We start from the raw sequence: 20,894 nt of genomic DNA on the forward strand, positions 1-20,894 counted from the left end.
TCTTATTCGGCCTCCATTCCGAGAATTCCGATCGACACCGCTGCCCGAGCGGTTCACGAGCGTCGAACCGAGTTTCCGCCAGCGATGATCGTGTTGATCAATTCGGCGACGGCCCGGTGGTTTTCCATTTCGAGTTCGGTGCCAACGGCATTCTCGTGGGCCGCCGCGGCATCGCGAAGAACCTCCACGATCTCGTGCTCCGGCAGCAACCCGCGATCGTTCATGGCAAGCAGGAGCGCCTCGCAGATTGACAGGGCGGCCTGGCCTGCATGTTCGCTCGCGGTCGACATCTGGCGTCCCTTCCTTGGCATCGTGATCCCCGTGGAACACGAGTTTCAGATACATCCGTACTTCTCGCAGGAAATTGCCTATGCTGGGCTGATCCAGAGCAGTGTCCGGGCCGATTTCCGCTATTCGGTCACGACACGACGCGAGGCCCCGTGACATCAGTTGAACACAGCCCCCTGACCCGCAAGCTTTCGGCCTTTGTCGCCTTGTCTGATGTCGAGCTGGCCATACTTGAAAGTCTGCATCAGCGTCGCCGCTTCTTTGTTCCGGGACGCGACATGGTGCATCAGGGGCAAGTCGATCAAGCCGCGTATATCCTCTCAGACGGTTGGGTCTGTTCCTACAAGCTTCAACCTGACGGAACGCGCCAGATCGTCGATTTCCAGGTGCCGGGGGATTTTCTGGGATTGCGCAGCGTCCTGCTGCGCACGTCGGACCACAGCTTCGAACCCATCGTCAACATCGAGGCCGCCGAAGTGCTGGCGAGCGACCTTCTCGATGCCTTCGCGCGGACGCCGCGCCTTGCGACCGCCATCCTCTGGGCGGCGTCAAGGGACGAGGCGATGGTGGTGGAACATCTCGTCGGGATCGGCCGGCGCGATGCGGAGGCCCGCATGGCGCATTTCCTGCTGGAGCTGGGATCGAGGCTTGCGCTGGTCGGCATCGGCAGCAGGGAAGGTTTCGACTGCCCGCTGACGCAGTTCCACCTCGCCGATACGCTGGGGCTGAGCGCGGTTCATGTGAACCGCGTCCTGCGGCAGCTCCGCGAGAGCGGACTGGTCACCTTTCGGGACGGCCGCGTGACGTTTCACGACCATGGCGGGCTGGTGGAACTTGCCGAGTTCGATCCGGCATATCTGGACCAGACCGGGCCGCTCCTGAAGTGAGAGGGGCCGCCCTCCTTTGCTCGGCAGGCGGCCCCGTGTTCACGTCAGACGCCGGAGGTTACGCGAGGGCGTTGGTCGCCGCATCGAGTTCCTTGTCGGTCTCGGCTTCGTTCTTTGCCGTATGTGCCTTCTCGGCTGCATGGTAAGGCCTCATCGCCGTATCCTTCTTGGATCCGGCAGGGGCGTTCACGCAGGCGGCCTTCACGGATTTCATCTTGTCGGCGGTCTTGATCTGTTCGGGTGCCATTGGAATTATCCTTTCTGGACTATCCGAGAATAAGAAGCGTGCCGACATGCCGATCTTTTGGGGAACGATACGCCCACACGCTTCTCGGGTACTCGGAAAAATGCACCACCAAGTATTCGGCGGGCAGGTCTAACCTAAAGGCGTCTGCGCGACACCGCACTTACGCAGATTAGTCCCGGCGCCTGCGGCAGGTCGTATGCCTCTGCGCTTCTCAAGTCACAACAGTTTGCTGGTGGGAAATCCTCAGCCATCTTTCGTCATCGTTGAGGTAGGTAGAGGCACAGAGGGCCTTGTAGATCGGCACATCGGCCTTCTCCGACGAGACGCGATAGGTGAGAATGGCGATGTCATGACACCGCATTACGCGCCGTTCGGCCATGACGACGGAGCGCCAGCCAGTCCTTTCACGAAGGTGGGTCCAGATCTGGTCACCCTGGAGGATGCCGGGCGGATAGGGGAAGACCATGACGGCGTTGGTCGCAGTCGTTGCCCGCGCGTTGTCGGCGCCACTGGTCCAGAAGTGCTCCTCCATGTCCCACAGAACGCTCTGTTCGCGCGGCGATAGCGTGCCGGACTTGTGTGCGGCATGGGGCGGTGTCCTTGCGGTCGCGGTTGAGACGGTCATTCGCCTGCCCCCGACCCGCCAATCATGAACATCTGAAACAGAGCAAAGACGATCGCCAGCACCACCCAGATCGCTCCGCTTGTTCCCGGGCGGCCGCCGGCCACTGTGGAGGCAGCGTGCTGCAGGGCACCTGACGTCGGTCCTTCGGGGAGCAGCTGGCTCAGGTCTCGTGCGATCCTGCCGTGATCGCTGGCGAGCGCAGGAACGTCCCGAAAACGAGCAAGCAGTGTCCCCAATCGCGCCCGCGCGGCGTCGCGCCCCAGCGTGACCAGTTCAGCTGTTTCCTTCCATGGATCGAGGCCAAGTCGCGCAAGCGCGGAGAGCACGGTCACGGCAAAGCCGTTCCGGTCCTCGCCGACGGATGCATGGAGAAACCGATCGAACTCGGGCGGGTGCGGGTCGAGAACATTGGGGGCGGCCATCGCCAATCCTTTCAAGAGTTGCAGGAACGCAGATCATCCCTGTTTCCCAAAGGATACGCGCAGGTCGGTCACGCCGCCCTTGCACAGGTCAGTGCTGGCGACTGCCCCCCCCCCAAGGGAAGGCCGCAACGGGTTTTGCGCCCAAGGCTAACATGCGTCAGCGCCGGTCGGACGATCCCGAGGTACAAGGCACGCTATCGTTCGAATGGTCCGTCCCGCACTCCAAGGGGCCGTCACCCGTGGTGAGCGACGGATCTGCCAACATCGCGGAGACCAGAGATGAACATGCGGTCGACCAGATCGACGGTGACATTTTCGAACCCGTTCACGTTGCCGGGACACCCGGGAGATTTGCCCGCGGGCGACTACGAGGTTCTTGTCGAAGAGGAGCTTCTCCAGGGGCTCAGCTTGGAGGCGTATCGCCGGACGGCGACCTACCTGAAGGTGCGCGGAAGGGGCGGTCATGCGGGACGTACAGAGTTACGGGCGATTTCCGACAGCGACCTGAAAGAGGCGCTGAGCCGGGATCAGACCGCGACCGAGGCCAAGAAGGGCTACAGCGATGCGGCGCTTTCCCCGCAGGAGGACAGAACATGAATACTCCCGAATGGCTCAAACCCGGCATTTATGGCGCGCTGATCGGCGCGGTCTGCGTCGGTGTCGTCGGATTCACGTGGGGCGGCTGGGTGACCGGCGGAACCGCAAACGAGAGGGCGATGGCGATGTCCGAAGACGATGTCGTCGCTTCCATGGTGCCGGTTTGCCTCGACATGGCGCGGTCGGATCCGGCGCGGGCGGAAAAGATGGCAACGATCAAGGTGGCCTCGACCTATCAGCGGCGCGACGCGCTCATGACGGCCGGCTGGGCGACAATGCCGGGAACCGATGCCCCCAACCGAGACATTGCGGAAGCCTGCCTGAAGGAACTGGATCTGTGAGGGCAGGGCGCAGGACGTTCCCCGCGCATGTCGATTTGGGCCGATAGCTTCGTGACCAAGGGCCGCAATCATGAATAGAGCGCATCAAGCGGGAGCGGCAGCGGTCGACAGGGCGGTGCCCCTGAAGGAAGACGACGGGGCAGGGCGTGGCGAAAGGCTGTTTGCCCTGGGTCTGTTCCACTTCATCGAGCGTCTGTTGCTGGTTGTGATCGTGGCCATGACCCTCCTCGCCGTCGCCGTCGCCGTCGCCGTCGCCGTCGCCGTCGCCGTCGCCTTCGAAATCGTGGCCATCTATCGCCTTGGCACAATCCTGCTGGCCGATATTCTGCTGATGTTTCTCTATCTTGAAGTGATCGGAATGGTTGCGGTGTATTACGCCAAACGCAATTCCGTTTTCGTGTATCCAATTTTTATTGCGATCACTGCGGTCGGACGGCTGGTCGTCCTGCAGGGCAAGGAAATGGCCCCGGAAAACATACTGATCGAGGCGGCCGCCATTCTCCTCCTGTCATTGTCCGCGCTCGTAATCATCTGGGCGATCGGCAAGCAGGCAGCATGATTACGCCCAGGCAAGGTCCTGCGCAGTTCCTTTGGGTAGGCTCTGGTTTTGGTAATGAACACCTATTCTCCAATGAAGGCTGACGGCCATAGTCATGGCCGAGGCACCTTAATGACACTTGGACTGCCAAGGCCGGCTTCTTTCCGCTTCCGAGCAAGACACGCCCACTTTATTTCCGTTCCCTTAACCTGCGTCAGCACCCGATGTCCGCCTGACTGGTAGGTGGATGGCAAGACCTGGATCGCGATGAGGCGAGAGCTGGCCCGCCGACGCCCGAGTACTCGACATCCAGCGTCGCATCACGCAGCGTGAAGGACGATACGCCATGACATCAGTGGAATATCTTACCAAGACGGCAGCAGAGACGACCGATCTCGAACGGCGCGTGCTGGCCCATGAACGGATTCTGCAGGCTCTGATCGCCTACATGGCCCGTACCGAGCCGCGTTTCGCCGACCACCTGCGAGAACGGTTCGTAGAGCCGATGAAATTGACGCAGCGCGAACACGACCACCGTGGGACCGACGAGTACGCGGAAGAATTCATTCGCGCCGTGATGCTTCTCGGAGAGGCGCGCACGCTTGACGCGAAGGAGCCGGAAATGACCAACGTGAAAACCGTGCCGCCGAAAAGCAGAGGAGCAAAGGATTCTTCCATGAACCGGCCGGCGCAGAGCGGTGGGGTTCAGGTACGCGAAAGAAACGGCATCTGGGAGGTGCAAGTCGATGGCAAGTTTCGCGGCGACTACCATCAGAAGGAAAATGCCCTTGCGGCTGCGGCCTTGCTCAAGCTGTCCCTCCGATGACCGGCAGCACCCGCCCGACAGTCCCGACGGACTTCTCGATCCATGTGACCGAGAACGAAGGCATGCCAACGAGATCGAATTCCAGGGTCTCCCCGCTACCGGCCGCGCCCACTCGACGGCTGACAGGAACGCTCACGCTTGGCCTATCGAGGGCTCATGAGGCAACCGGCGGACTCTGGTCCGCCAGGGAGCAAGTTGCGATGAGAAATCCCTTGGCGAGGCTGATCGCGAGGACGGCCGTCATGGCCGGTGTGATCGCCTCCTTCGCCTTCCCCGTGCTTGCGCAGGATGGCACCGGCCCAATGCCGGAGAACGCCCATCCGCGCAGCTATGGCGGCGGATGGGTGTGCGACCTCGGTTACCGGGTAGAGGCCGCTGAATGCCTGGCTCTCAACATCCCCGAGCATGCCTATCCAACCGGGCGCTCCTACGGGACGGGGTGGGAGTGCGACCGTGGGTATGAAGAGGTAAACGGGATATCCTGCAATCGCATCCCGGTGCCCGCCAATGCCTTCCTCCGGTCTTCCGGTTACGATTGGCAATGCGAACGCGGGTTCCGGCAGGAGGACGAGACATGCGTGCCCATCGTTCTTCCCGAGCATGCCTACCTGACGGACGATCACTCGGGGGCCGGATGGACCTGTGATCGTGGCTATGAGGCTGTTGCAGGGACATGTTCGCCGATTGCCGTGCCAGAGAACGCTTATCTGACCAACGCAGACTACGGCGCCGCCTGGGCTTGTGAGAGAGGCTTCGTCAAGATCGACAACCGATGCGACGCCGTTGTCGTGCCATCGAATGCCTATCTGGACGAGGCATCCTATGGACTGGGATGGAGCTGCGAGCGCGGATACGAGCTGCTGAATGGCGCCTGCGTCGCCATCGATCTGCCAGAGAACGCCTATCTCGACCGATCCGGCAACCGGTGGAGCTGCAATCGAGGCTTCCGGCTCTCTGACGGGATGTGCATCCTTGGACGGTAATGCGGATGTTTCTCGTCGTGGCGCGTCTGGCATGCGCGTCAGTATCGGGTGCCGGCTGCGATACAGCTTCCCGCAACCGACGCCGCTGATTGCGATGCTGAACGTTCACTACTCGCGCTTCGGCGATCTGGAGCGTGCCGACTATCTCGTGACCTCGCCGAGCGTGCCGCTTGAAAGTTACCGTGACGGTTTCGGCAACTGGTGCACGCGTCTCGTGGCTCCGGCGGGCGACTTCTGCCTGTCGACGGATGGCATCTTTCGCGACACGGGCCAGCCTGATCCCTCCATTGCCGGTGCGCGGCAGCACGCGGTTCAGGATCTTCCTTTCGAGGCGCTCGTGTTTCTTCAGGGCAGCCGGTATTGCGACACCGACCTTCTGTCGGAGGAGGCGTGGCGCCTTTTCGAGGCCGCGGATCCCGGATGGTCACGCGTCCAGGCGATCTGCGATTTCGTGCATGGACATGTCCGCTTCGACTATATGCAGGCGAAGGCGACGCGTACCGCATCGCAGACCCTCGCCGAGCGACAGGGCGTATGCCGCGACTTTGCCCATCTCGCCATCGCGCTGTGTCGTTGCATGAACATTCCGGCCCGCTACTGTACCGGATATCTGAGCGACATCGGTGAACCTCTGCCTCATCCGCCAGGGGATTTTGCCGCGTGGATGGAGGTATTCCTTGACGGAGAATGGCACATGTTCGACCCGCGGAACAACAAGCCGAGGTTTGCGAGAATCCTGATCGCGCGCGGTCGCGATGCCGCGGATGTCCCTTTGACCCAGACATTCGGCCAGAACACTTTGGTGGAATTCAACGTCTGGACGGATGAATTGACCTGACTGACCTTGGCTTTCTTTTAGATGCGCCATCGTAAATCGGGTCGGCAATCCCCATATGGTTAGTACTGGTGCCAGGCATCCCGGTCCGACATGGACGAGGAGTTGGCGTCGGCCAATCAAAGGATCGATGACATGTCCTTCAAGGATCTGACCGCAAGGGCTGCGGCCGCGTTAAAGCCGAAGCCGGCGAAGACAGCGACGCCCCCCGCCAAGGAGACCGAGCCCAAGGCCGCTGGCAAGGAAGCAGCCGCGAAGTCCAAGACATCTTGAGACCGACACAGGTTACGCGCCTCATTCCAGTGAGGGGCGCGGACCATCCACAGCAACAAGGGAAGGGAACGCGCCGATGGAAGATCTGACGTGCAAGACCATTGCGGTTTTTTCCCGGCCCTTCACCGTTCCGGGCTTTGACGAGACGCTCCCGGCGGGAGAGTATGAGATCGAAACCGAGATGGCTTCGCCCCCTGATCAACGGGATCCCGCAACCTGGAAGGCCTCCGTCCTGGTGAAACTTCATCCCCGGATATCTCATCCGGGACTTGCGCGGACTCTGACCGTTTCCCTTGCCGACCTCGATCAAGCACGCGCCAGGGACAAGCTGACGAGAAGGGAGTTGGCCGACTTCTTCCTTGAAGAAATGCTGGCTGATCCGATGGTACAGCTATTGATGAAGGCCGACGGGGTTTCCGAGGCACATCTGCGACATCGCTATTCCGGGTCTGGGACGTCTGATCCGAACCTGGGCGCGCCGTCTTCGAAGACGACCGCCAGAAGAGCGCGGGACGAAGAGTCGATCCGGGCCGCCGAAAACGAAGGCATGCCTGCGCGACCGGACACGCCGCCGCCCTTGCGCACCGGTCTGGCCGCGGAGCAAACGTGATGGCGGACAAGGCCATTGCCGAAGCTGCTGTTCCGGACATCAAGACCGCGAAGGCTTTGGGCGATGTCGCGCAAGAACGCCGATGCCTGCGATGCGAAACGTCGTTCTGGAGCGAAGGCTTCGGAGAACGGATTTGCCGGCGCTGCAAGGGGTTGAATGCCTGGCGGAACGCCGTGGCCGCTGGCCCGGGCGCATCTCGCCGCCGTTGATCCCCACAGACGCGCGCCGTCTTCCTCGAACCGTACTGGAACACAATTGTGGCCTGTCTGGACATCGTTCACACCACAACCTACCGATACCGTAACGCGGTCTCTCTCGGACCGCACAGGTTGATGGTGCGTCCTCGAGAAACGCGGGAACTGCGACTACTTGCGCATGTCCTCTCCATTTCTCCGACGGCAACGGTAACCTGGGCGCATGATGTGGCCGGCAACGCCGTCGCCACCGCCGTCTTTGACGGCCTGACAGATCATCTGGTGATCGAGAGCCGCGCCACCGTGGAACTCACCGCGCCAGCGTGGCCGGTCTTTGCCATTGCTGCCTCGGCCGCCCAGTATCCCTTTGTCTACGCCGCAGATGAGTGGACGGATCTGGGGGCATTGACAGTACCACAATACTGCGACCCAGACGGGCGGCTTTCCCGATGGGTCGAGGACTTTGTCATGGCGCGTCCGACCGACACCCTGTCTCTGCTGAAGGACATCAGCAACGGTGTGTTCACCCAGATTTCCTACCAGAGCCGTGACACTGAAGGCACCCAGTCACCGATCGAGACGCTCGACCGGCGGTGGGGCTCGTGCCGTGATCTTGCGGTCCTGCTCGCCGAAGCCGCGCGCACGCTCGGACTCGGTTCCCGCATCGTATCCGGCTATCTGTCCGATGCGGAAGAATGCCTCCTTGGGTCTGCGGGTTCCGGGTCCACCCATGCCTGGGTCGAGATATTCGTCCCGGGTGCCGGATGGATTGCCTTCGATCCCACGAACCGGAGCTTCGGGTCCCGGAACCTGATACCACTTGCCGTGGCTCGAAACATCGCACAGGTCACCCCGGTGGCAGGCAACTTTATCGGAACGAACGTCGATTTGCTCTCGATGGAGGTACTCGTAAGAGTGGAGAGTGCTCCCGCTCAAGACAACTCGCTCCTGGCCCCGAGAGGCGGGGCGGACATCGCGCTTGTCTGATGGCGCTTCGGTGGGGCAGGCTTGCGGCTTCTGGTTTAAGCATTTTAATAACAATGCCTTAATGGCTGGATAAGGTTCGGCATCGGGCCCATTTCCTTCGCCACTTTCCCCACCGAAGGCGCTCTCCCGATCCGGCCGAGGCCGGATTTTTCCGTTGTTTTCGAGGGTTGTAGGGGAGGAGGCGGAGCGCCGCCCCCAGGGCCAGGTGACGCGATGATCCTCCCCAAGGTTAAGGGGATGCGCAGGTAGAATTTTCTCGGCAAGATGAACGAGGAGCTTCTGATGAAGAAGAGCCGTTTCTCCGCGATGTGTCCGGCTTTTCCCTTGCCTTCTCCTGCTCGAGAGCGTTGACGAGTTCGATGGCCGAGAAGAAGCGCACCTTCCGGCGACGATGCTCGATGGCATGGATGCCGGGCGCGGTTGCAACGTGGGTCTTCCCGGTAGCGATTGCGCTCGAAGCTTATCAGTCAGGTCGGTGACATGCGCTTGCTCTGCTCGACAAAGCCGTCGAAGGCGGGTGACAACTGCATGAGCGCCGCTTGCTCCGAGCCCCAGGCATCCGCGAGGGTGGCATGGGGGATTTCGCGCCAGAACTCCATGCAGCGCCGTTCCAGTCATGCGTTCAGCGCACCAAGGTCGGCGACGTTCGGCATCGATTGCCACAAGCGCGGTTGGTCGTCCTGGACGTTCTTTTCGACCTGACCCTTTTCCCAGCCTGCCGCTGGAGTGCAGAACTCCGGCTCGAACACGTAGTGGTTTATACCATAGCCGGGAAGCGCATGTTCACCTGGCGTTCTTTTCCGCGGCCAACCCGGTCAGACCAGCTTCACAGATCATGTCGAAACGCATCTGCCGAAAACTGGCGGATCTATGGTGTCCGCAAGGTCCGGAGGCAGAACATGCAGTCTTGAGCGTCCCAGGAAGCTTGATGCGGTCCGGTCCGGACACGTCCTTGCGACGACTGGATATTGGCGGCTTCCTGAAAACAATGGGCCCTGAAACGCACTCGCCGCGCCGTCTGGGGCGATGCCATTGAAGGCCTCTCTTCGCCGGATCGTGCCAGGTCGCCAGACTCTCCGGCCGGGTCGTTCTCCGATGTCGCGCGATGCAGTCCCGGCCGGATATGTCGGTCCTCCCAGGCGCCCAACAGCATCTTCGGGGGCTATCGCGCGCGGGCCGGTCGACGTCGCCATGCCATCTCTCGGCCAGGACCGCCCGGCAGCACGGCCGGTGCGGGGATGCAGCGCAAGGGTGCCGTGCGGACCGGCTGGCTCGGTACAGTGCGGGGCGGGGCGCGCCGGGGCGGTTGCCGCGTTCGTCACGGATCTGCGGCATCGTCACGGCTTGCGCTTCGGCCGTTGGATGCCGATGGGAGGGGCGCTTTGCGCCTTGTTCCGCTCATCCGGCGCGCGGGTCGGCTGGAGGCTTTGTCGCGAGGCGATTCCTGTGCTTATCTGCCAGAGGTTCGTCCGGCGCTGGCCTCCCCTCGCCCGCAGGACAGGCCGGGGCGTAACCTGGGTGCGCCTCGTTTGTTGGACGAGTGGCCGTGACGTTTCTTCCCCTAGCTGCCCCGGATCGCAAGCCATGACACACCGTTCCCCGAACGGCGGCGCCGTGGTGCCCCCATGCCATGAAGCGGTGCTCGAAGCGGTTGCCGCGATCCGCGCCGCCGGGGTGCTGGGGCGCAGTCCTCGCCGTGCCAGACTGCTGGAATACCTCGTCGACCGCGAGCTTTCCGGTCATGGCGACGAAATCAAGCCGCATGCCATCGCGGTCGAGGTCTTCGATCGCGACCCGGGGGCCGAGCCCGGCCGCGCAGGTCTCGTGCGGAGCGAGATCGGCCGGCTGCGCGAGGCGCTGGCCCGGTTCTACGCCCTGGCCGATCCCGAACTGCCGGTGATCGAAATTCCCAAAGGCAGCTGCCGTCCGACCCTGCGCCCCGGACCCGGCGAGGCGGGGCCGCCGCCATCGCCCGGGCTGTGGCGGGGGGTGCTTCTTGCGGGGCTCGTGCTGCTGCTGATCCTGCCGGTTCTCTGGCGGGCGCATCTCCGGCACGACCGGGACGAGATCATCGCGGCCGCCGCGCGGCCCATCGAAGAGGCGCCCTATCGCGTGTTGCGGGTGGCGGTGCTGCCGATGCGGGCCGAGGGACAACTGAGCGGGCTGGAGGATCTTGCCTTCGGCCTCGGGGCCGAGATCGCAACCGATCTCGCCGCTCGTTCCTGGATCGCGGTCAGTGCCCCGTCCGATGCGGAGCGGGCGGCGGAAACCGCCGATTATCTGCTCAGGGGGCGCCTGATGTGGCGCAGCGACGCCCTGCTGGCCCAGTTCGAGCTGATTTCCTTTCCCCAGCGGCGCACGGTCTGGACCACGTTCCAGCGTGTCGGCGACAGCGCCGAGGCGGTGCAGGCGGCCCGGCGTGACGCTGTCGGCCAGATCCTCCGGCGGCTCGGCGCGGCGCATCACAGGGCGCCCGAACAGGCCTCGCCGCCCGCGTCCGGCTATGGCGGTGTCGGTTTGCCGGAACTCTCCTGCCTGATGGGGATTCACCGCTATCTGGTCAGGCCCGGGGGCCCGGCCCATGCCGAACTGGGAGCATGCCTCGGCCGGCTCGTCGACCGCCATCCGGGGCTTGGCGAGGCCTGGGCGGCGCTGGCGCTCGTGCATCTCGACGAGGCGCGGTTCGGGCGCAATCTGAGGCCTGGTCCCGACGCGGTTGCCGCGGCCTGGTCCGATGCGGCGGGGGCCAGCGCGCAGGCGATGCGGCTTGCGCCGCGCGGTCTGATGACGCTGCAGGCGGCGGCGATGCTCGCGATCGAGGGGCCGGCGCACGATCCGGAAAGCTTCCGCAGCCATGCGGCGCGGCTGCTCGAGCTGTATCCGCACCACCCGCCGAGCCTTGCGCTGATCGGCTCGCGCATCGCCGCCTTCGAGGGGCGCTGGACAGAGGGGCTGGCGCTGGTGGCGCAGGCGCTGCGGCTCGAGCCGGATCCGCCGGGCTGGTTTCATGTCGCGCCGGCCTTCCATGCGCTGATGGGGGCGGATGCGGTCGCGGCCCGGGAGGCGGTGCGTCCGCTCGATCCGTCGGGCTCGCCGGTCGAGCGGCTGCTGGTCGGTCTTGCGGCGGCCCGCGACCCGGTCGCGCCGCCCGAGCCGGTGACGGGGCTTGTCGCATGGACCGAGCCGGGGCGGCTCGCAGGGGTGGCCGAGCTTGGTGCCGGGGCGGCGGCCTTCGTCCGGAGCCGCGGCTACGCGCCCGCCCTCGAGGCCGAGATCCTGCGCCAGATCGCGGTTGCGGGGCCGATCGCGCCCTGAGCCCTGAGCCGTAAAGCCCCGGGCTTTACGCCCTGAGTCCTGTGGGCCAGAGCGCGACCGATGCGCCGACACATGTCGGCGTCGTCCGTGAGCCCCGTCCCTGGTGAGGCAAGGAGGCTGCATGCCGCGTTCCAGCGGCGCTGCGGCGCATTGAACTCGGCAATTGTTTGCCTATTAATCTCCCGCTATGGCAGAGTCCTGCGTATCCGGTGTATGGCAAGCACCGGAAACCTGCCTGTGGTTCGGTCGGAGGAATTGCCGCCATTGGCAGATGCTCCAGTTTCTGCGCAAGCATCGGGTTCTTCCGGCATGTTTCTGCCATGCTGCACGTGCAGGGTGCATCGGGTCGGGACAAATGGAGGGCCAGGTGGCAATCAAGAATGACGAGCCTTGGTTAAGGGGTCCATCAATGTTTCCAGACAGTTCGAGTTCTTCGGTGGGTATCGGAGAGACCGGTCCCTCCCGTCGTCGCCTGCTGGCGGCTCTGGCCGGCTCTGCAGCGGTGGCGGCGCTGGGCCTGCCTCGCCATGCTGCGGCGCAGGATACGGCGGCCGAAGCCGAGCCGTCTGCACCGGCACCCGAGGTCGTGGCTGAACCGGCGCCCGAACCGGTTCCGTTCTCCTTCGACGTGCTGAGCGACCGGATGCAGGCGCTCTCGAAAGATGCTTACAAGCCCGTGGCCCTGCCGGGCGGGCCGCTGTCCGGGCTCGATTACGATGCCTATCGCGCGATCCGCTTCCGGCCCGATCATTCGCGCTGGGCCGATGAGGGCGGGTTCTTCCGTCTGCAGGCCTTCCATCCGGGCTGGCTCTACAAGGAGCCGGTCGAGATCTACGAGCTGGTCGAGGGCATCGCCGAGCCGATGCATTTCTCGGCCGCCGATTTCGAGTATGACGGCAAGGCCGCCGAGCTGATCCCGCCCGATTTCGAGATGCCGGGTGTCGCGGGCTTCCGCCTGCATGCGCCCTTCAACCGCGCCGATACCTTCGACGAGGTCGTCGTCTTCCAAGGCGCAAGCTATTTCCGGGCGCTCGGGCAGGGCAATGTCTACGGGCTCAGCGCCCGTGGTCTTGCGGTCAACACCGCCTCGGGCAAGACCGAGGAATTCCCGCGCTTCAGTGCCTTCTGGCTGGAACGTCCGGCGCCCGGCGCGACGTCGATGACGATCTATGCCGCGCTGGACAGCAAGTCGCTGACCGGCGCCTACCGCTTCATCGTCACGCCGGGAGCGACCACGGTGATGGACGTGACCGCGCGACTGTTCCTGCGCGAGGATGTCGATCAGCTGGGCATCGCGCCGCTGACCTCGATGTTCCTGCTGGGCGATAACGACCGCGGTGATTTCGACGATTTCCGCCATCGGGTGCATGACAGCGAGATGCTGATCATGAATACCCGCGAAGGCGAGACCTTCGTGCGACCCTTGAAAAACCCGCCGCGGCTTGCCAGCTCCTATCTCGGGGCGCAGGACCCGGTCAGCTTCGGTCTGATCCAGCGCAACCGGAGCTTCGACGACTATCTCGATGCGGGGGCGCATTACGAACGCCGTCCCTCGCTGATCGTCGAGCCGGTCGGCAATTGGGGACGCGGCACGGTGCGGCTGGTGGAGATCCCGTCCGATCTGGAGGCCAACGACAATATCGTCGCCTTCTGGGTGCCCGAGCAACGGGCGCGCAAGGGCGACGCGATGGAATACGATTACCGTCTGCACTGGGGCACCAATCCCCCCGGTGCAGTCGGGACGCGCGCCCATGTGGTGCGCACGCTGGTCGGGCGGGGCGGTGTAGCCGGCGCCGCCGGTAGCCCTGGACTGCGAAAATTCGTGGTCGATTTCGAAGGCGGCACTCTCGGGGAACTTCCGGCCGACGCGGACGTTACTGCCGAGGTGTACGCAAGCACGGGCCGAATGGAGAAACCCGTGTTCAGCCGTATCCCGGATACGAAGACATGGCGCCTTGTCGTCGACATAACCGCCGATACCGGCGCTCTGGTCGAACTCAAGGCCGAAATAACGGGGTACGGGCAAAACCTGACCGAAACCTGGCTCTACCAATGGATCAACGAATGAGTGCAGATACCACCTTCGATGCGCAGAACGCGATTGCGGTAGAAGGCCCTCACTGGGCTCCTCCGGTCGCTCCGATGGACATGCCCCAGCAGGTGCTGGAGGCGCGGCTTGAGCTGCGTCTGCCGATCTGGCTGGCCCGCCTGCTGCGACCCCTGCAACTGGGCTGACGGCAAGCCAGATGTCCCGCATCCTTGCGTCCGGTTTCCGGACCCGCCTGCTGCGCGGGCTGGCGATCGGCTTTTCCCTCGCCGCGGCCTCCGTGGCCGCGTCCCTTCTGGCCGAGGCCTCTGCACAGGATGGCGTCGATCCCTGGGACTTGGCCCGGACCACACTGATCTTCATCACCACGGCCTGGCTGGCCTGGGGCGCGGCCGGGGCCTTTATCGGTCTTCTCGGCCATCTGCGCCGGACCCCCGAGCCGCAGCTGAAGCTGCCGCATCAGCCGACCGTGGTGCTGGTGCCGATCTGCAACGAGGATCCGCTGACAACCTTTGCCCGGATCGCGGCCATGGACGGCTCGATCCAGGCGGCCGGCCTGCGCTGCGACATCGCGGTGCTGTCCGATACCCGCGACCCGGAAAATGCGGTGCGCGAGCGCGACGCCTTCGCGCGGCTTCTGGCCGAGACAGGCGGGGCAGGGCGCATCTTCTACCGTCGCCGCACCGACAATCGCGGCCGCAAGGCGGGCAATATCGAGGATTTCATCCAGAGCTCGGGCGGCGCCTACGAATTCGCCCTGATCCTCGATGCCGACAGCCTGATGGAGGGCGTGACCATCCGCCGGATGATCGCGCGGATGCAGGCCGACCCGAGGCTCGGGCTGTTGCAGACCCTGCCCAAGATCATCGGCGCGGGCTCGCTGTTCGGCCGCGCGATGCAGTTCTCGGCAAGCTTCCATTCGCCGGTCTTCGCGCGGGGCCTGGCGCGGCTGCAGGGCAATACCGGCCCGTTCTGGGGCCATAACGCCATGGTGCGGGTGCGCGCTTTCGCCGAAAGCTGCGGCCTGCCCGCGCTGCAGGGCAAGCCGCCCTTCGGCGGTCATATCCTCAGCCATGACTATGTCGAGGCGGCGCTTCTGGCGCGGGCCGGCTGGCGCGTGAAACTCGACGAGACCATTGAGGGCTCGTTCGAGGAGGGCCCCGACAACATCCTCGCCTATGCCAAGCGCGATCGCCGCTGGTGCCAGGGCAACCTTCAGCACATGCGCCTTTTGCTGGCGCCGGGGCTTGCCGGCTGGAGCCGCTTCGTCTTCCTGCAGGGCATCTTCGCCTATCTGGTGTCGCTGCTCTGGGGGGCCTTCCTGATCGCCTCGCTGCTGGCCACCGTCTTCGCGCCCGCGCCCGATTATTTCCCCGAACCCTATCAGCTTTTCCCGGTCTTCCCGTCGGACCGCACGAAAGAGATCATCACTCTTCTGATCGGCATCTGCGGGCTGCTTCTGCTGCCCAAGCTGTCGATCCTCATCGGTGCGGTGCTGTCGCGGCGGGCGAAGGGCTTCGGCGGCGGCAAGCGGGCCGCAGCTTCGGTCCTGACCGAGATCCTGCTGACCTCGCTGCTTGCGCCGCTGATGCTGATGTATCAGTCGCGCGCGGTGCTGCAGGTGCTGTCGGGGCGCGATGGCGGCTGGCCCGCGAACCAGCGCGGCGAGGGCAAGCTGAGCTTGTTGCAGGGGCTGCGCGCCGGGCTCTGGATCACCCTGACCGGGGCGGCGGCGCTGGCGATTGTCACCCGGATCGCACCCGACCTGACGATCTGGCTGCTGCCCGTCTGCCTGCCGATGCTGATCGCACCGCTGCTGATCGCCTGGACCTCGCGGCCGCTGACCCACAGCCTGTTCGCCGTTCCGCAGGAAGCCGATGCCGCCCCCGTCATCCGGGCCTATCGCGATCTGGTCCGGCGCTGGATGGCGGAAGATGCCAGCAAGGAGGCGGTCGATGTCGCGGCCTGAGCCCGTATCCGTTCCCGTCAAGCGTCCGCGCGATCCCCGGATCGACGCGTTCCGCGGCCTCGCACTGGTGATGATCTTCATCGACCATGTGCCCGGCAATCCCTATGAACACTGGACGATCCGCAATTTCGGCTTTTCCGATGCGGCCGAGGCCTTCTTCGTGATGTCGGGTATCGCCGCCGGGCTGGCCTATTCCGGTCGCTTCGCCGCGCCGCAGATCCGGCTGAACGGGCTCTGGGCCGCGATCCGTCCGATCTGGGGGCGGTCCTGGACGCTTTACATCGTCCATGTGCTGCTGAGCGCCTGGGCCATCGCGATCTTCGCCTGGGGGGCGATGGCGCTGGGCGTGCCCGAGCTGCTGACCAAGATCAACCTCCGGCAGGTGTTCGAGAATACCGCCGAGGCGCTGATCGGCATTCCGCTCCTGACCCACCAGTTCGGCTATGTGAACATCCTGCCTGCCTATTCGGTGCTGCTGCTCTTCGCCCCGCTGGCGATCTTCATCGGGATGCGGGCGCCGCGGCTGATGGTCTCGGTCGCGATCGCGATCTGGTTCGTCGCCGGGATGTGGCGGCTCGATCTGCCGAACTATCCCAATCCGGGCGGCTGGTTCTTCAACCCGCTCTCTTGGCAGATCATCTTCGTGCTGGGGCTTCTGACCGGCATCCATATGCGCCGGGGCGAGCGCTTCGTTGCGCGGCGGCGCTGGCTGTTCTGGTTGGCCGTGGCCTTTCTCGGGGGCGTCTTCCTCTGGGCGCAGATCCCCGCGCTGGGCCAGCAGATGAACGCACTGATGCGGCAGGCAGGCCAGGCGGGGCTGCCGTTCCACCTGGTAGGCTTCGACAAGACCTATGTCTCGCTGCCGCGGATGCTGCATGTGCTGGCGCTGTTTTATGTTCTGTCCTGCCTGCCTGCGGTCGTCCGGCTCGCGGGCAGCCGGGTGGCGGCGCCGCTGCGGCTGATGGGCCGGCACGGGCTTCTGGTCTTCTCCTTCGGCACTGCGGTCTCGCTGCTGTTCCAGGTGCTGATGGCGGGCTATCCCGATCTGGCGCTGCTGCCCTGGCTGCTGCCGCCGCTGGGCGTGGCCGCGATGCTGGTCGCGGCGATGCTGGCCCAGGCCGCCCGGCGCGAGCCTCGCCGCGTGCCGCTGCCCGTGGCCCAGCCCGTGACCGATCCGGTGCCCGAGCCGCTGACCGACCCGGTGACGGCGCCTGCCGGTCCGCTACCCGAGGCGGCGGCGGTCGCGGCGGCCGTTCCCTGTCCGGACTGCTCTGCCGATCCGCTTCCGGCGACGGTGCTGCCCTCCGGGGGGCGGGCGCCGGGGTTGCAACCGGCCGAATAGAAGACCGCCCCCGGGCCGCCCTGCGAGGGCAGAGCGTTTGGCCCCGCCCGGGGGGCTGTTCTTCCCGGTCCGGCGATTTGCCCGTGACCCCGGCGCTCCGGTTCCGGGCGTGGCCCTGGACCCGAGGCTGGTATGCGTATTGCCGGCGGCGTCGGCCCGGGGTCCGGCAGAGGCCGGAGTGAACCGCTCAGCCGCCCAGAGCGCCTGGCAGCCAAAGCACCAGCGCCGGAAAGGCCAGCAAGAGGCCCACGCGGAAAAGCTCTGCCAGGAAGAAGGGCAGCACGCCCCGGAAGGTCTCGGCCATCGGCACGTCGCGGGCGAGCGACGAGATCACGAAGACATTCATGCCGACGGGCGGGGTGATCAGACCCAGCTCGACCACGATCAGCGCGAGGATGCCGAACCAGATCTTCAGATCCTCGGTGCCCATGCCGAAGCCCGCGCCCTCGGCCATCTGGTAAAGCCCGCCATTGACCTCGACCAGCACCGGCCAGAAGAACGGGATCACCAGCAGGATCATCGACAGGCTGTCCATCAGGCAACCCAGCACGATCAGCGTGGCCAGCAGCAGCACCAGCACCGCGAGCGGGGCAAGCCCCGCGCCAGCGATCCATTCCGCGCCTGCTTGCGGCAGGCCCGCGCGGGACAAGAAGATCTTCATCAGTTCGGCGCCCAGCAGGATCAGGTAGATCATGCCCGAGGTCGCGGCGGTCTCGAGCACCGAGGCGCGGAGCGCGCCAAGGCCGAGCCGTCCGCGGAGCGTGCCATAGGCCCAGACCAGCGCGACACCCACGGCCGCCCCCGGCGTGGGGTTGTAAAGCCCCAGATAGATGCCGCCCAGCACCAGCGCGAAGATGCCCAGCACCGGCAGCACGCCAAGGGTCGCGGCGCGGAACTCGGCCCGCCCGGCCGGGGCATGGGCGGGACCGGCGCCGGGGCGGAGCGCGACATAGCCCGCGATGGTCAGAAGGAACAGCAGGACCGCCAGCGCGCCCGGCACGAGGGCTGCCATGAACATGGTGACGACATTGGCCTCGACCAGGACCGCATAGAGGATCAGTACCACCGAGGGCGGGATCAGGATGCCGAGCGTGCCTCCGGCGGCCAGCGTGCCGGTGGCCAGCGCGCCCGAATAGTTCTGGCGGCGCAGCTCGGGCAGGGCGACCTTGCCCATGGTCGAGGCGGTGGCGAGCGACGAGCCGCAGACCGCGCCGAAACCCGCGCAGGCGGCGATGGCGGCCATCGCGGTGCCGCCCCGCATCCAGCCAAGCCAGGCCGCCCCGGCCCGGAACAGCGCGGCCGACAGTCCGGCCCGCCCGGCAAGCGTCCCCATCAGCACGAAGAGCGGCACGACCGTCAGGTCGTAGATCGAGAACTTGCCCCAGGCCAGCGTCTTCAGCTGGTTCAGCAAAAGCGCCGGGCCGTTCAGCGCGGCGATGCCCGCGCCGCCCACGAGGATCATCGCATAGGCGATGGGCATCCGCCCCGCGATCAAGAGGACCAGCGCGCCAAGCCCGGTCAGGCCCAGCATCATCGGGTCAGGCATGCCCCCTCCCGCGCGCGGCGGCGGCATCTTCGGTCAGCGTCGCCACCGCCGCCAGCGCCAGCAGCGCGAGCGAGGCCAGCACCGGCAGGAAACAGGGCCAGAGCGGGATCTGCAGGATCGCGGTGGTGTAGCCATAGGCCTGCTGATCGCCGAGCCCGAGGCTCATGCGCCAGAGCAGGACCCCGGCCACGGCCAGGGCGGCCAGCGATCCGGCAAGGCTCATCCGCGCGGCCCAGATCCGCGAGGCGCCCATGGTGAAGACATCGGCGGTGACATTGGCGCGGGTCAGCTGGCACCAGGGCAGGAAGGCGAAGACGGCGATGGCGGTGCCGATCTCGGTCAGCTCGAAATCGCCCGGGACCGGATGGCCGAGCAGCCCGCCGAGGATCGAGATCACGTTGAGCGCGACCACGCTCGCCAGCACCAGCCCGCCGAGGATCGCCCAGAACGCGACCGCAGCGGCCAGCGCGCGCCGCAGACTCATCGGCTGGCATGGGCCGCGATCGCGGCGCGGGCGCGGGCGACCAGACCCGCGCCGTCGATGCCACGACGGTCGGCATCCTCGATCCAGCGCGCGACCACGGGCTCGAGCGCGGTCCGGAAGGTTTCGGTTTCCTCGGGGCTCAGAACCTGATGGGCCTTGCCCGCGGCGGTGGTGATCGCGACCCCGGTCTCTTCGGTGCCGCGCCAGATCCGGCCGAGCTCGGCCAGCCATTCGGGGCCCGAGGCCTCGCGGAACGCGGTCCGGATCTCGGGCGGCAGGCTGTCCCAGCGCGCCTTGTTCATCGAAAGCTGGAAGGTGGTGGTGCCGAAGCGGGTATTGCGGTCGCCCTCGATCAGCCGGTCGGTCTGGTCCTGCAGCTTCAGCGCGGGCACGATCTCGAAGGGCACCAGCGCACCGTCGACCACGCCCTTCTGCAGCGCCTGCGGCAGCTCGGGCACCGGCATCGCCACCGGCACCGCGCCCAGCGCCTCGAGCACCCAGGCCCCCGTGCGCGACGGGATCCGCATCTTGCGGCCGGCCAGATCCGCCGGGGCGTGCATCTCGGGGCCGCGCAGCGCGATGCCGTTGCCGGCATGGACATGCAGGAACATCACCTCGAGGCCCTTGTAATCGGGTTTGAGGTCGGTCTCGAACAGATCGGCCAGCGCCAGATTGGCCGCCCCCGGATCGTTCACATAGACATTCGGCAGCTCCATCACCTCGGTCCGGGGAAACAGGCCCGGCGTGTAGCCGTTCACGACCCAGATAAGGTCGACCACCCCGTCGCGGGCCTGGGTCACCAGTTCGGGCGGGCGTCCGCCCAGCGTCATCGAGGGGTAGATCTCGATCCTGACCCTGCCGCCCGAGCGTGCCTCGACCGCGCGGGCCCAGGGCTCGAGCGTCTCGGTCTGGGTGGGCGAGGTCGCAGGCAGGAAATGGTGCAGCTTGAAGGTATAGTCCTGCGCCAGTGCCGCGCCCGCGGTCCAGATCGCGGCCGTTGCCGCGGTAACTGCGCCGAGCAGCCTTGCGATCGGTGTTCCGGCCAGCCGTCCTGCTCTGCGTTCCGCTGCCATTCCGTTCTCCCCCCGTCTGCGGCCGCGCGCCGCCGATTGTCCCGGGCCTACACCGGGAAGGGGAAACCGGTCAACGTTGTGGGCAGGGAGAGGAGGGGGAAGCCCTTGCCGGCTCCGGCCCGCCGCGCGGATACGGAGCGTTGACAGCTCTTTGACGCAAGGCTGCGAAGATCGAACGGTCGGGGCGACATGACGGCATCGTGAGGCCATGTGATCCCGCCTTTGAAACAGGACCGCTCGGCGATGCGTTGTCCCCATGCCGAGCAGAAAGGCAGAAAAGGAGATCCGGATGAGCCGCAAGAGCGACAACGAGCAGAGCGCGCGCCGCGCGCCGAAGCCCGCGAATGACCGGGGCATGCCAAGCGCGCCGACCACCTGGCGCTTTACCGACTGGGCCATGATCTGAACCGAAAAAACCCCGCGGCAGGTGCCGCGAGGTCGGGTATTTCAAAGCTGTGACGCGGT

The 20,894-nt window shown here is 65.5% G+C and carries 23 protein-coding genes and 2 pseudogenes; 16 read left to right on the top strand and 9 right to left on the bottom strand.

The annotated features are described in order from the left end of the window. Positions 1-53: 53 nt before the first annotated feature. A complete protein-coding gene (locus tag ACK8CO_RS15705) occupies positions 54-290 on the bottom strand; it encodes a hypothetical protein (RefSeq protein WP_080616982.1) in 237 nt (78 codons plus the stop codon). A gap of 150 nt (positions 291-440) precedes the next feature. Here ACK8CO_RS15705 and ACK8CO_RS15710 point away from each other — a divergent pair, with 150 nt between their 5' ends. Continuing rightward, the gene (locus tag ACK8CO_RS15710; protein ID WP_414897229.1) at positions 441-1,175 is read left to right on the top strand and encodes a Crp/Fnr family transcriptional regulator; all 735 of its coding nucleotides are present in this window, start codon (positions 441-443) and stop codon (positions 1,173-1,175) included. A 58-nt stretch (positions 1,176-1,233) separates the two neighbouring features. On the opposite strand, the gene ACK8CO_RS15715 is transcribed toward ACK8CO_RS15710, so the two are convergent. From ACK8CO_RS15715 to ACK8CO_RS15725, 3 genes are all read right to left on the bottom strand, one after another. Beyond that, positions 1,234-1,422 (bottom strand): hypothetical protein, encoded by a 189-nt coding sequence (locus ACK8CO_RS15715; RefSeq protein WP_414897230.1) that lies wholly within the window; start codon positions 1,420-1,422, stop codon positions 1,234-1,236. Between the two features lie 211 nt (positions 1,423-1,633). Next, positions 1,634-2,047 (bottom strand): hypothetical protein, encoded by a 414-nt coding sequence (locus ACK8CO_RS15720; protein ID WP_231119114.1) that lies wholly within the window; start codon positions 2,045-2,047, stop codon positions 1,634-1,636. Then, positions 2,044-2,469 carry a hypothetical protein gene (locus ACK8CO_RS15725; protein WP_414897231.1) on the bottom strand — a complete coding sequence of 142 codons (426 nt, stop codon included), beginning with the start codon at positions 2,467-2,469 and terminating at the stop codon, positions 2,044-2,046. The genes ACK8CO_RS15720 and ACK8CO_RS15725 overlap by 4 nt, the downstream gene beginning before the upstream one ends. Before the next feature lie 279 nt (positions 2,470-2,748). Here ACK8CO_RS15725 and ACK8CO_RS15730 point away from each other — a divergent pair, with 279 nt between their 5' ends. From ACK8CO_RS15730 to ACK8CO_RS15775, 10 genes are all read left to right on the top strand, one after another. Then, the gene (locus ACK8CO_RS15730) at positions 2,749-3,066 is read left to right on the top strand and encodes a hypothetical protein (RefSeq protein ID WP_414897232.1); all 318 of its coding nucleotides are present in this window, start codon (positions 2,749-2,751) and stop codon (positions 3,064-3,066) included. Continuing rightward, on the top strand, positions 3,063-3,407 hold the full coding sequence (locus ACK8CO_RS15735; protein WP_414897233.1) for a hypothetical protein: 345 nt from the start codon (positions 3,063-3,065) through the stop codon (positions 3,405-3,407). Before ACK8CO_RS15730 ends, ACK8CO_RS15735 begins: the two co-directional genes overlap by 4 nt. A 70-nt stretch (positions 3,408-3,477) precedes the next feature. Next, the gene (locus tag ACK8CO_RS15740) at positions 3,478-3,966 is read left to right on the top strand and encodes a phosphate-starvation-inducible PsiE family protein (protein WP_414897234.1); all 489 of its coding nucleotides are present in this window, start codon (positions 3,478-3,480) and stop codon (positions 3,964-3,966) included. Between the two features lie 325 nt (positions 3,967-4,291). Further along, the gene (locus tag ACK8CO_RS15745) at positions 4,292-4,771 is read left to right on the top strand and encodes a hypothetical protein (protein ID WP_414897235.1); all 480 of its coding nucleotides are present in this window, start codon (positions 4,292-4,294) and stop codon (positions 4,769-4,771) included. Between the two features lie 242 nt (positions 4,772-5,013). Beyond that, complete coding sequence (locus tag ACK8CO_RS15750) at positions 5,014-5,754, top strand: hypothetical protein (RefSeq protein WP_414897236.1); 741 nt, start codon at positions 5,014-5,016, stop codon at positions 5,752-5,754. A gap of 31 nt (positions 5,755-5,785) precedes the next feature. Next, positions 5,786-6,592 carry a transglutaminase-like domain-containing protein gene (locus ACK8CO_RS15755; protein WP_414897237.1) on the top strand — a complete coding sequence of 269 codons (807 nt, stop codon included), beginning with the start codon at positions 5,786-5,788 and terminating at the stop codon, positions 6,590-6,592. Between the two features lie 132 nt (positions 6,593-6,724). After that, positions 6,725-6,862 (top strand): hypothetical protein, encoded by a 138-nt coding sequence (locus tag ACK8CO_RS15760; protein WP_414897238.1) that lies wholly within the window; start codon positions 6,725-6,727, stop codon positions 6,860-6,862. Positions 6,863-6,938: 76 nt separating this feature from the next. Further along, positions 6,939-7,472, top strand: coding sequence for a hypothetical protein (locus tag ACK8CO_RS15765; protein WP_414897239.1), 534 nt, complete (start codon positions 6,939-6,941; stop codon positions 7,470-7,472). Next, the gene (locus ACK8CO_RS15770) at positions 7,472-7,681 is read left to right on the top strand and encodes a hypothetical protein (RefSeq protein ID WP_155774051.1); all 210 of its coding nucleotides are present in this window, start codon (positions 7,472-7,474) and stop codon (positions 7,679-7,681) included. Before ACK8CO_RS15765 ends, ACK8CO_RS15770 begins: the two co-directional genes overlap by 1 nt. Positions 7,682-7,729: 48 nt before the next feature. Beyond that, positions 7,730-8,653: a transglutaminase family protein gene (locus tag ACK8CO_RS15775; RefSeq protein ID WP_414897240.1), complete on the top strand. Its 924-nt coding sequence runs from the start codon at positions 7,730-7,732 to the stop codon at positions 8,651-8,653. A 299-nt stretch (positions 8,654-8,952) separates the two neighbouring features. Here the strand turns inward: ACK8CO_RS15775 and ACK8CO_RS15780 are convergent. Next, a pseudogene (locus ACK8CO_RS15780) lies at positions 8,953-9,095 on the bottom strand (ATP-binding protein); the annotation flags it as partial. Positions 9,096-9,123: 28 nt separating this feature from the next. Continuing rightward, positions 9,124-9,470: pseudogene (locus ACK8CO_RS15785) on the bottom strand (IS21 family transposase); the annotation flags it as partial. 767 nt (positions 9,471-10,237) lie between these two features. Between ACK8CO_RS15785 and ACK8CO_RS15790 the strand changes: the two are divergent. The 5 genes from ACK8CO_RS15790 to opgC all read left to right on the top strand — a co-directional run bounded on the left by ACK8CO_RS15790 (position 10,238) and on the right by opgC (position 17,326). Beyond that, positions 10,238-11,968 (top strand): hypothetical protein, encoded by a 1,731-nt coding sequence (locus ACK8CO_RS15790; RefSeq protein ID WP_414897241.1) that lies wholly within the window; start codon positions 10,238-10,240, stop codon positions 11,966-11,968. 409 nt (positions 11,969-12,377) lie between these two features. Further along, on the top strand, positions 12,378-14,036 hold the full coding sequence (locus tag ACK8CO_RS15795) for a glucan biosynthesis protein (RefSeq protein ID WP_414897242.1): 1,659 nt from the start codon (positions 12,378-12,380) through the stop codon (positions 14,034-14,036). Then, positions 14,033-14,203 (top strand): hypothetical protein, encoded by a 171-nt coding sequence (locus ACK8CO_RS15800; protein WP_414897243.1) that lies wholly within the window; start codon positions 14,033-14,035, stop codon positions 14,201-14,203. Before ACK8CO_RS15795 ends, ACK8CO_RS15800 begins: the two co-directional genes overlap by 4 nt. A gap of 11 nt (positions 14,204-14,214) precedes the next feature. Beyond that, the gene (gene mdoH, locus ACK8CO_RS15805) at positions 14,215-15,984 is read left to right on the top strand and encodes a glucans biosynthesis glucosyltransferase MdoH (RefSeq protein ID WP_414897244.1); all 1,770 of its coding nucleotides are present in this window, start codon (positions 14,215-14,217) and stop codon (positions 15,982-15,984) included. Further along, complete coding sequence (gene opgC / locus ACK8CO_RS15810) at positions 15,971-17,326, top strand: OpgC domain-containing protein (protein WP_080616968.1); 1,356 nt, start codon at positions 15,971-15,973, stop codon at positions 17,324-17,326. The genes mdoH and opgC overlap by 14 nt, the downstream gene beginning before the upstream one ends. A gap of 187 nt (positions 17,327-17,513) precedes the next feature. On the opposite strand, the gene ACK8CO_RS15815 is transcribed toward opgC, so the two are convergent. From ACK8CO_RS15815 to ACK8CO_RS15825, 3 genes are read right to left on the bottom strand one after another with little or no spacing between them, the layout of a single operon-like run. After that, on the bottom strand, positions 17,514-18,872 hold the full coding sequence (locus tag ACK8CO_RS15815) for a TRAP transporter large permease (RefSeq protein ID WP_414897245.1): 1,359 nt from the start codon (positions 18,870-18,872) through the stop codon (positions 17,514-17,516). Beyond that, a complete protein-coding gene (locus tag ACK8CO_RS15820) occupies positions 18,865-19,356 on the bottom strand; it encodes a TRAP transporter small permease (protein ID WP_414897246.1) in 492 nt (163 codons plus the stop codon). Before ACK8CO_RS15820 ends, ACK8CO_RS15815 begins: the two co-directional genes overlap by 8 nt. Next, on the bottom strand, positions 19,353-20,429 hold the full coding sequence (locus ACK8CO_RS15825) for a TRAP transporter substrate-binding protein (protein ID WP_414897247.1): 1,077 nt from the start codon (positions 20,427-20,429) through the stop codon (positions 19,353-19,355). Before ACK8CO_RS15825 ends, ACK8CO_RS15820 begins: the two co-directional genes overlap by 4 nt. Between the last annotated feature and the right edge of the window lie 465 nt (positions 20,430-20,894).

Origin of the sequence: Rhodovulum sp. HP10, from assembly GCF_047553435.1 — a bacterium.
In the GTDB taxonomy this organism is placed as follows: Bacteria; Pseudomonadota; Alphaproteobacteria; order Rhodobacterales; family Rhodobacteraceae; genus Rhodovulum.

Excerpts from the sequence above, each read along its gene's own strand:
- mdoH (WP_414897244.1), top strand. The coding sequence starts at position 14,215 with ATGTCCCGCATCCTTGCGTCCGGTTTCCGGACCCGCCTGCTGCGCGGG.
- ACK8CO_RS15735 (WP_414897233.1), top strand. The coding sequence starts at position 3,063 with ATGAATACTCCCGAATGGCTCAAACCCGGCATTTATGGCGCGCTGATC.
- ACK8CO_RS15705 (WP_080616982.1), bottom strand. The coding sequence starts at position 290 with ATGTCGACCGCGAGCGAACATGCAGGCCAGGCCGCCCTGTCAATCTGC.
- ACK8CO_RS15745 (WP_414897235.1), top strand. The coding sequence starts at position 4,292 with ATGACATCAGTGGAATATCTTACCAAGACGGCAGCAGAGACGACCGAT.
- ACK8CO_RS15770 (WP_155774051.1), top strand. The coding sequence starts at position 7,472 with ATGGCGGACAAGGCCATTGCCGAAGCTGCTGTTCCGGACATCAAGACC.
- ACK8CO_RS15715 (WP_414897230.1), bottom strand. The coding sequence starts at position 1,422 with ATGGCACCCGAACAGATCAAGACCGCCGACAAGATGAAATCCGTGAAG.
- ACK8CO_RS15790 (WP_414897241.1), top strand. The coding sequence starts at position 10,238 with ATGACACACCGTTCCCCGAACGGCGGCGCCGTGGTGCCCCCATGCCAT.
- ACK8CO_RS15800 (WP_414897243.1), top strand. The coding sequence starts at position 14,033 with ATGAGTGCAGATACCACCTTCGATGCGCAGAACGCGATTGCGGTAGAA.
- ACK8CO_RS15730 (WP_414897232.1), top strand. The coding sequence starts at position 2,749 with ATGAACATGCGGTCGACCAGATCGACGGTGACATTTTCGAACCCGTTC.
- ACK8CO_RS15755 (WP_414897237.1), top strand. The coding sequence starts at position 5,786 with ATGCGCGTCAGTATCGGGTGCCGGCTGCGATACAGCTTCCCGCAACCG.
- ACK8CO_RS15720 (WP_231119114.1), bottom strand. The coding sequence starts at position 2,047 with ATGACCGTCTCAACCGCGACCGCAAGGACACCGCCCCATGCCGCACAC.
- ACK8CO_RS15820 (WP_414897246.1), bottom strand. The coding sequence starts at position 19,356 with ATGAGTCTGCGGCGCGCGCTGGCCGCTGCGGTCGCGTTCTGGGCGATC.
- ACK8CO_RS15760 (WP_414897238.1), top strand. The coding sequence starts at position 6,725 with ATGTCCTTCAAGGATCTGACCGCAAGGGCTGCGGCCGCGTTAAAGCCG.
- ACK8CO_RS15750 (WP_414897236.1), top strand. The coding sequence starts at position 5,014 with ATGGCCGGTGTGATCGCCTCCTTCGCCTTCCCCGTGCTTGCGCAGGAT.
- ACK8CO_RS15740 (WP_414897234.1), top strand. The coding sequence starts at position 3,478 with ATGAATAGAGCGCATCAAGCGGGAGCGGCAGCGGTCGACAGGGCGGTG.
- ACK8CO_RS15825 (WP_414897247.1), bottom strand. The coding sequence starts at position 20,429 with ATGGCAGCGGAACGCAGAGCAGGACGGCTGGCCGGAACACCGATCGCA.
- ACK8CO_RS15815 (WP_414897245.1), bottom strand. The coding sequence starts at position 18,872 with ATGCCTGACCCGATGATGCTGGGCCTGACCGGGCTTGGCGCGCTGGTC.
- opgC (WP_080616968.1), top strand. The coding sequence starts at position 15,971 with ATGTCGCGGCCTGAGCCCGTATCCGTTCCCGTCAAGCGTCCGCGCGAT.
- ACK8CO_RS15765 (WP_414897239.1), top strand. The coding sequence starts at position 6,939 with ATGGAAGATCTGACGTGCAAGACCATTGCGGTTTTTTCCCGGCCCTTC.
- ACK8CO_RS15795 (WP_414897242.1), top strand. The coding sequence starts at position 12,378 with ATGTTTCCAGACAGTTCGAGTTCTTCGGTGGGTATCGGAGAGACCGGT.
- ACK8CO_RS15725 (WP_414897231.1), bottom strand. The coding sequence starts at position 2,469 with ATGGCCGCCCCCAATGTTCTCGACCCGCACCCGCCCGAGTTCGATCGG.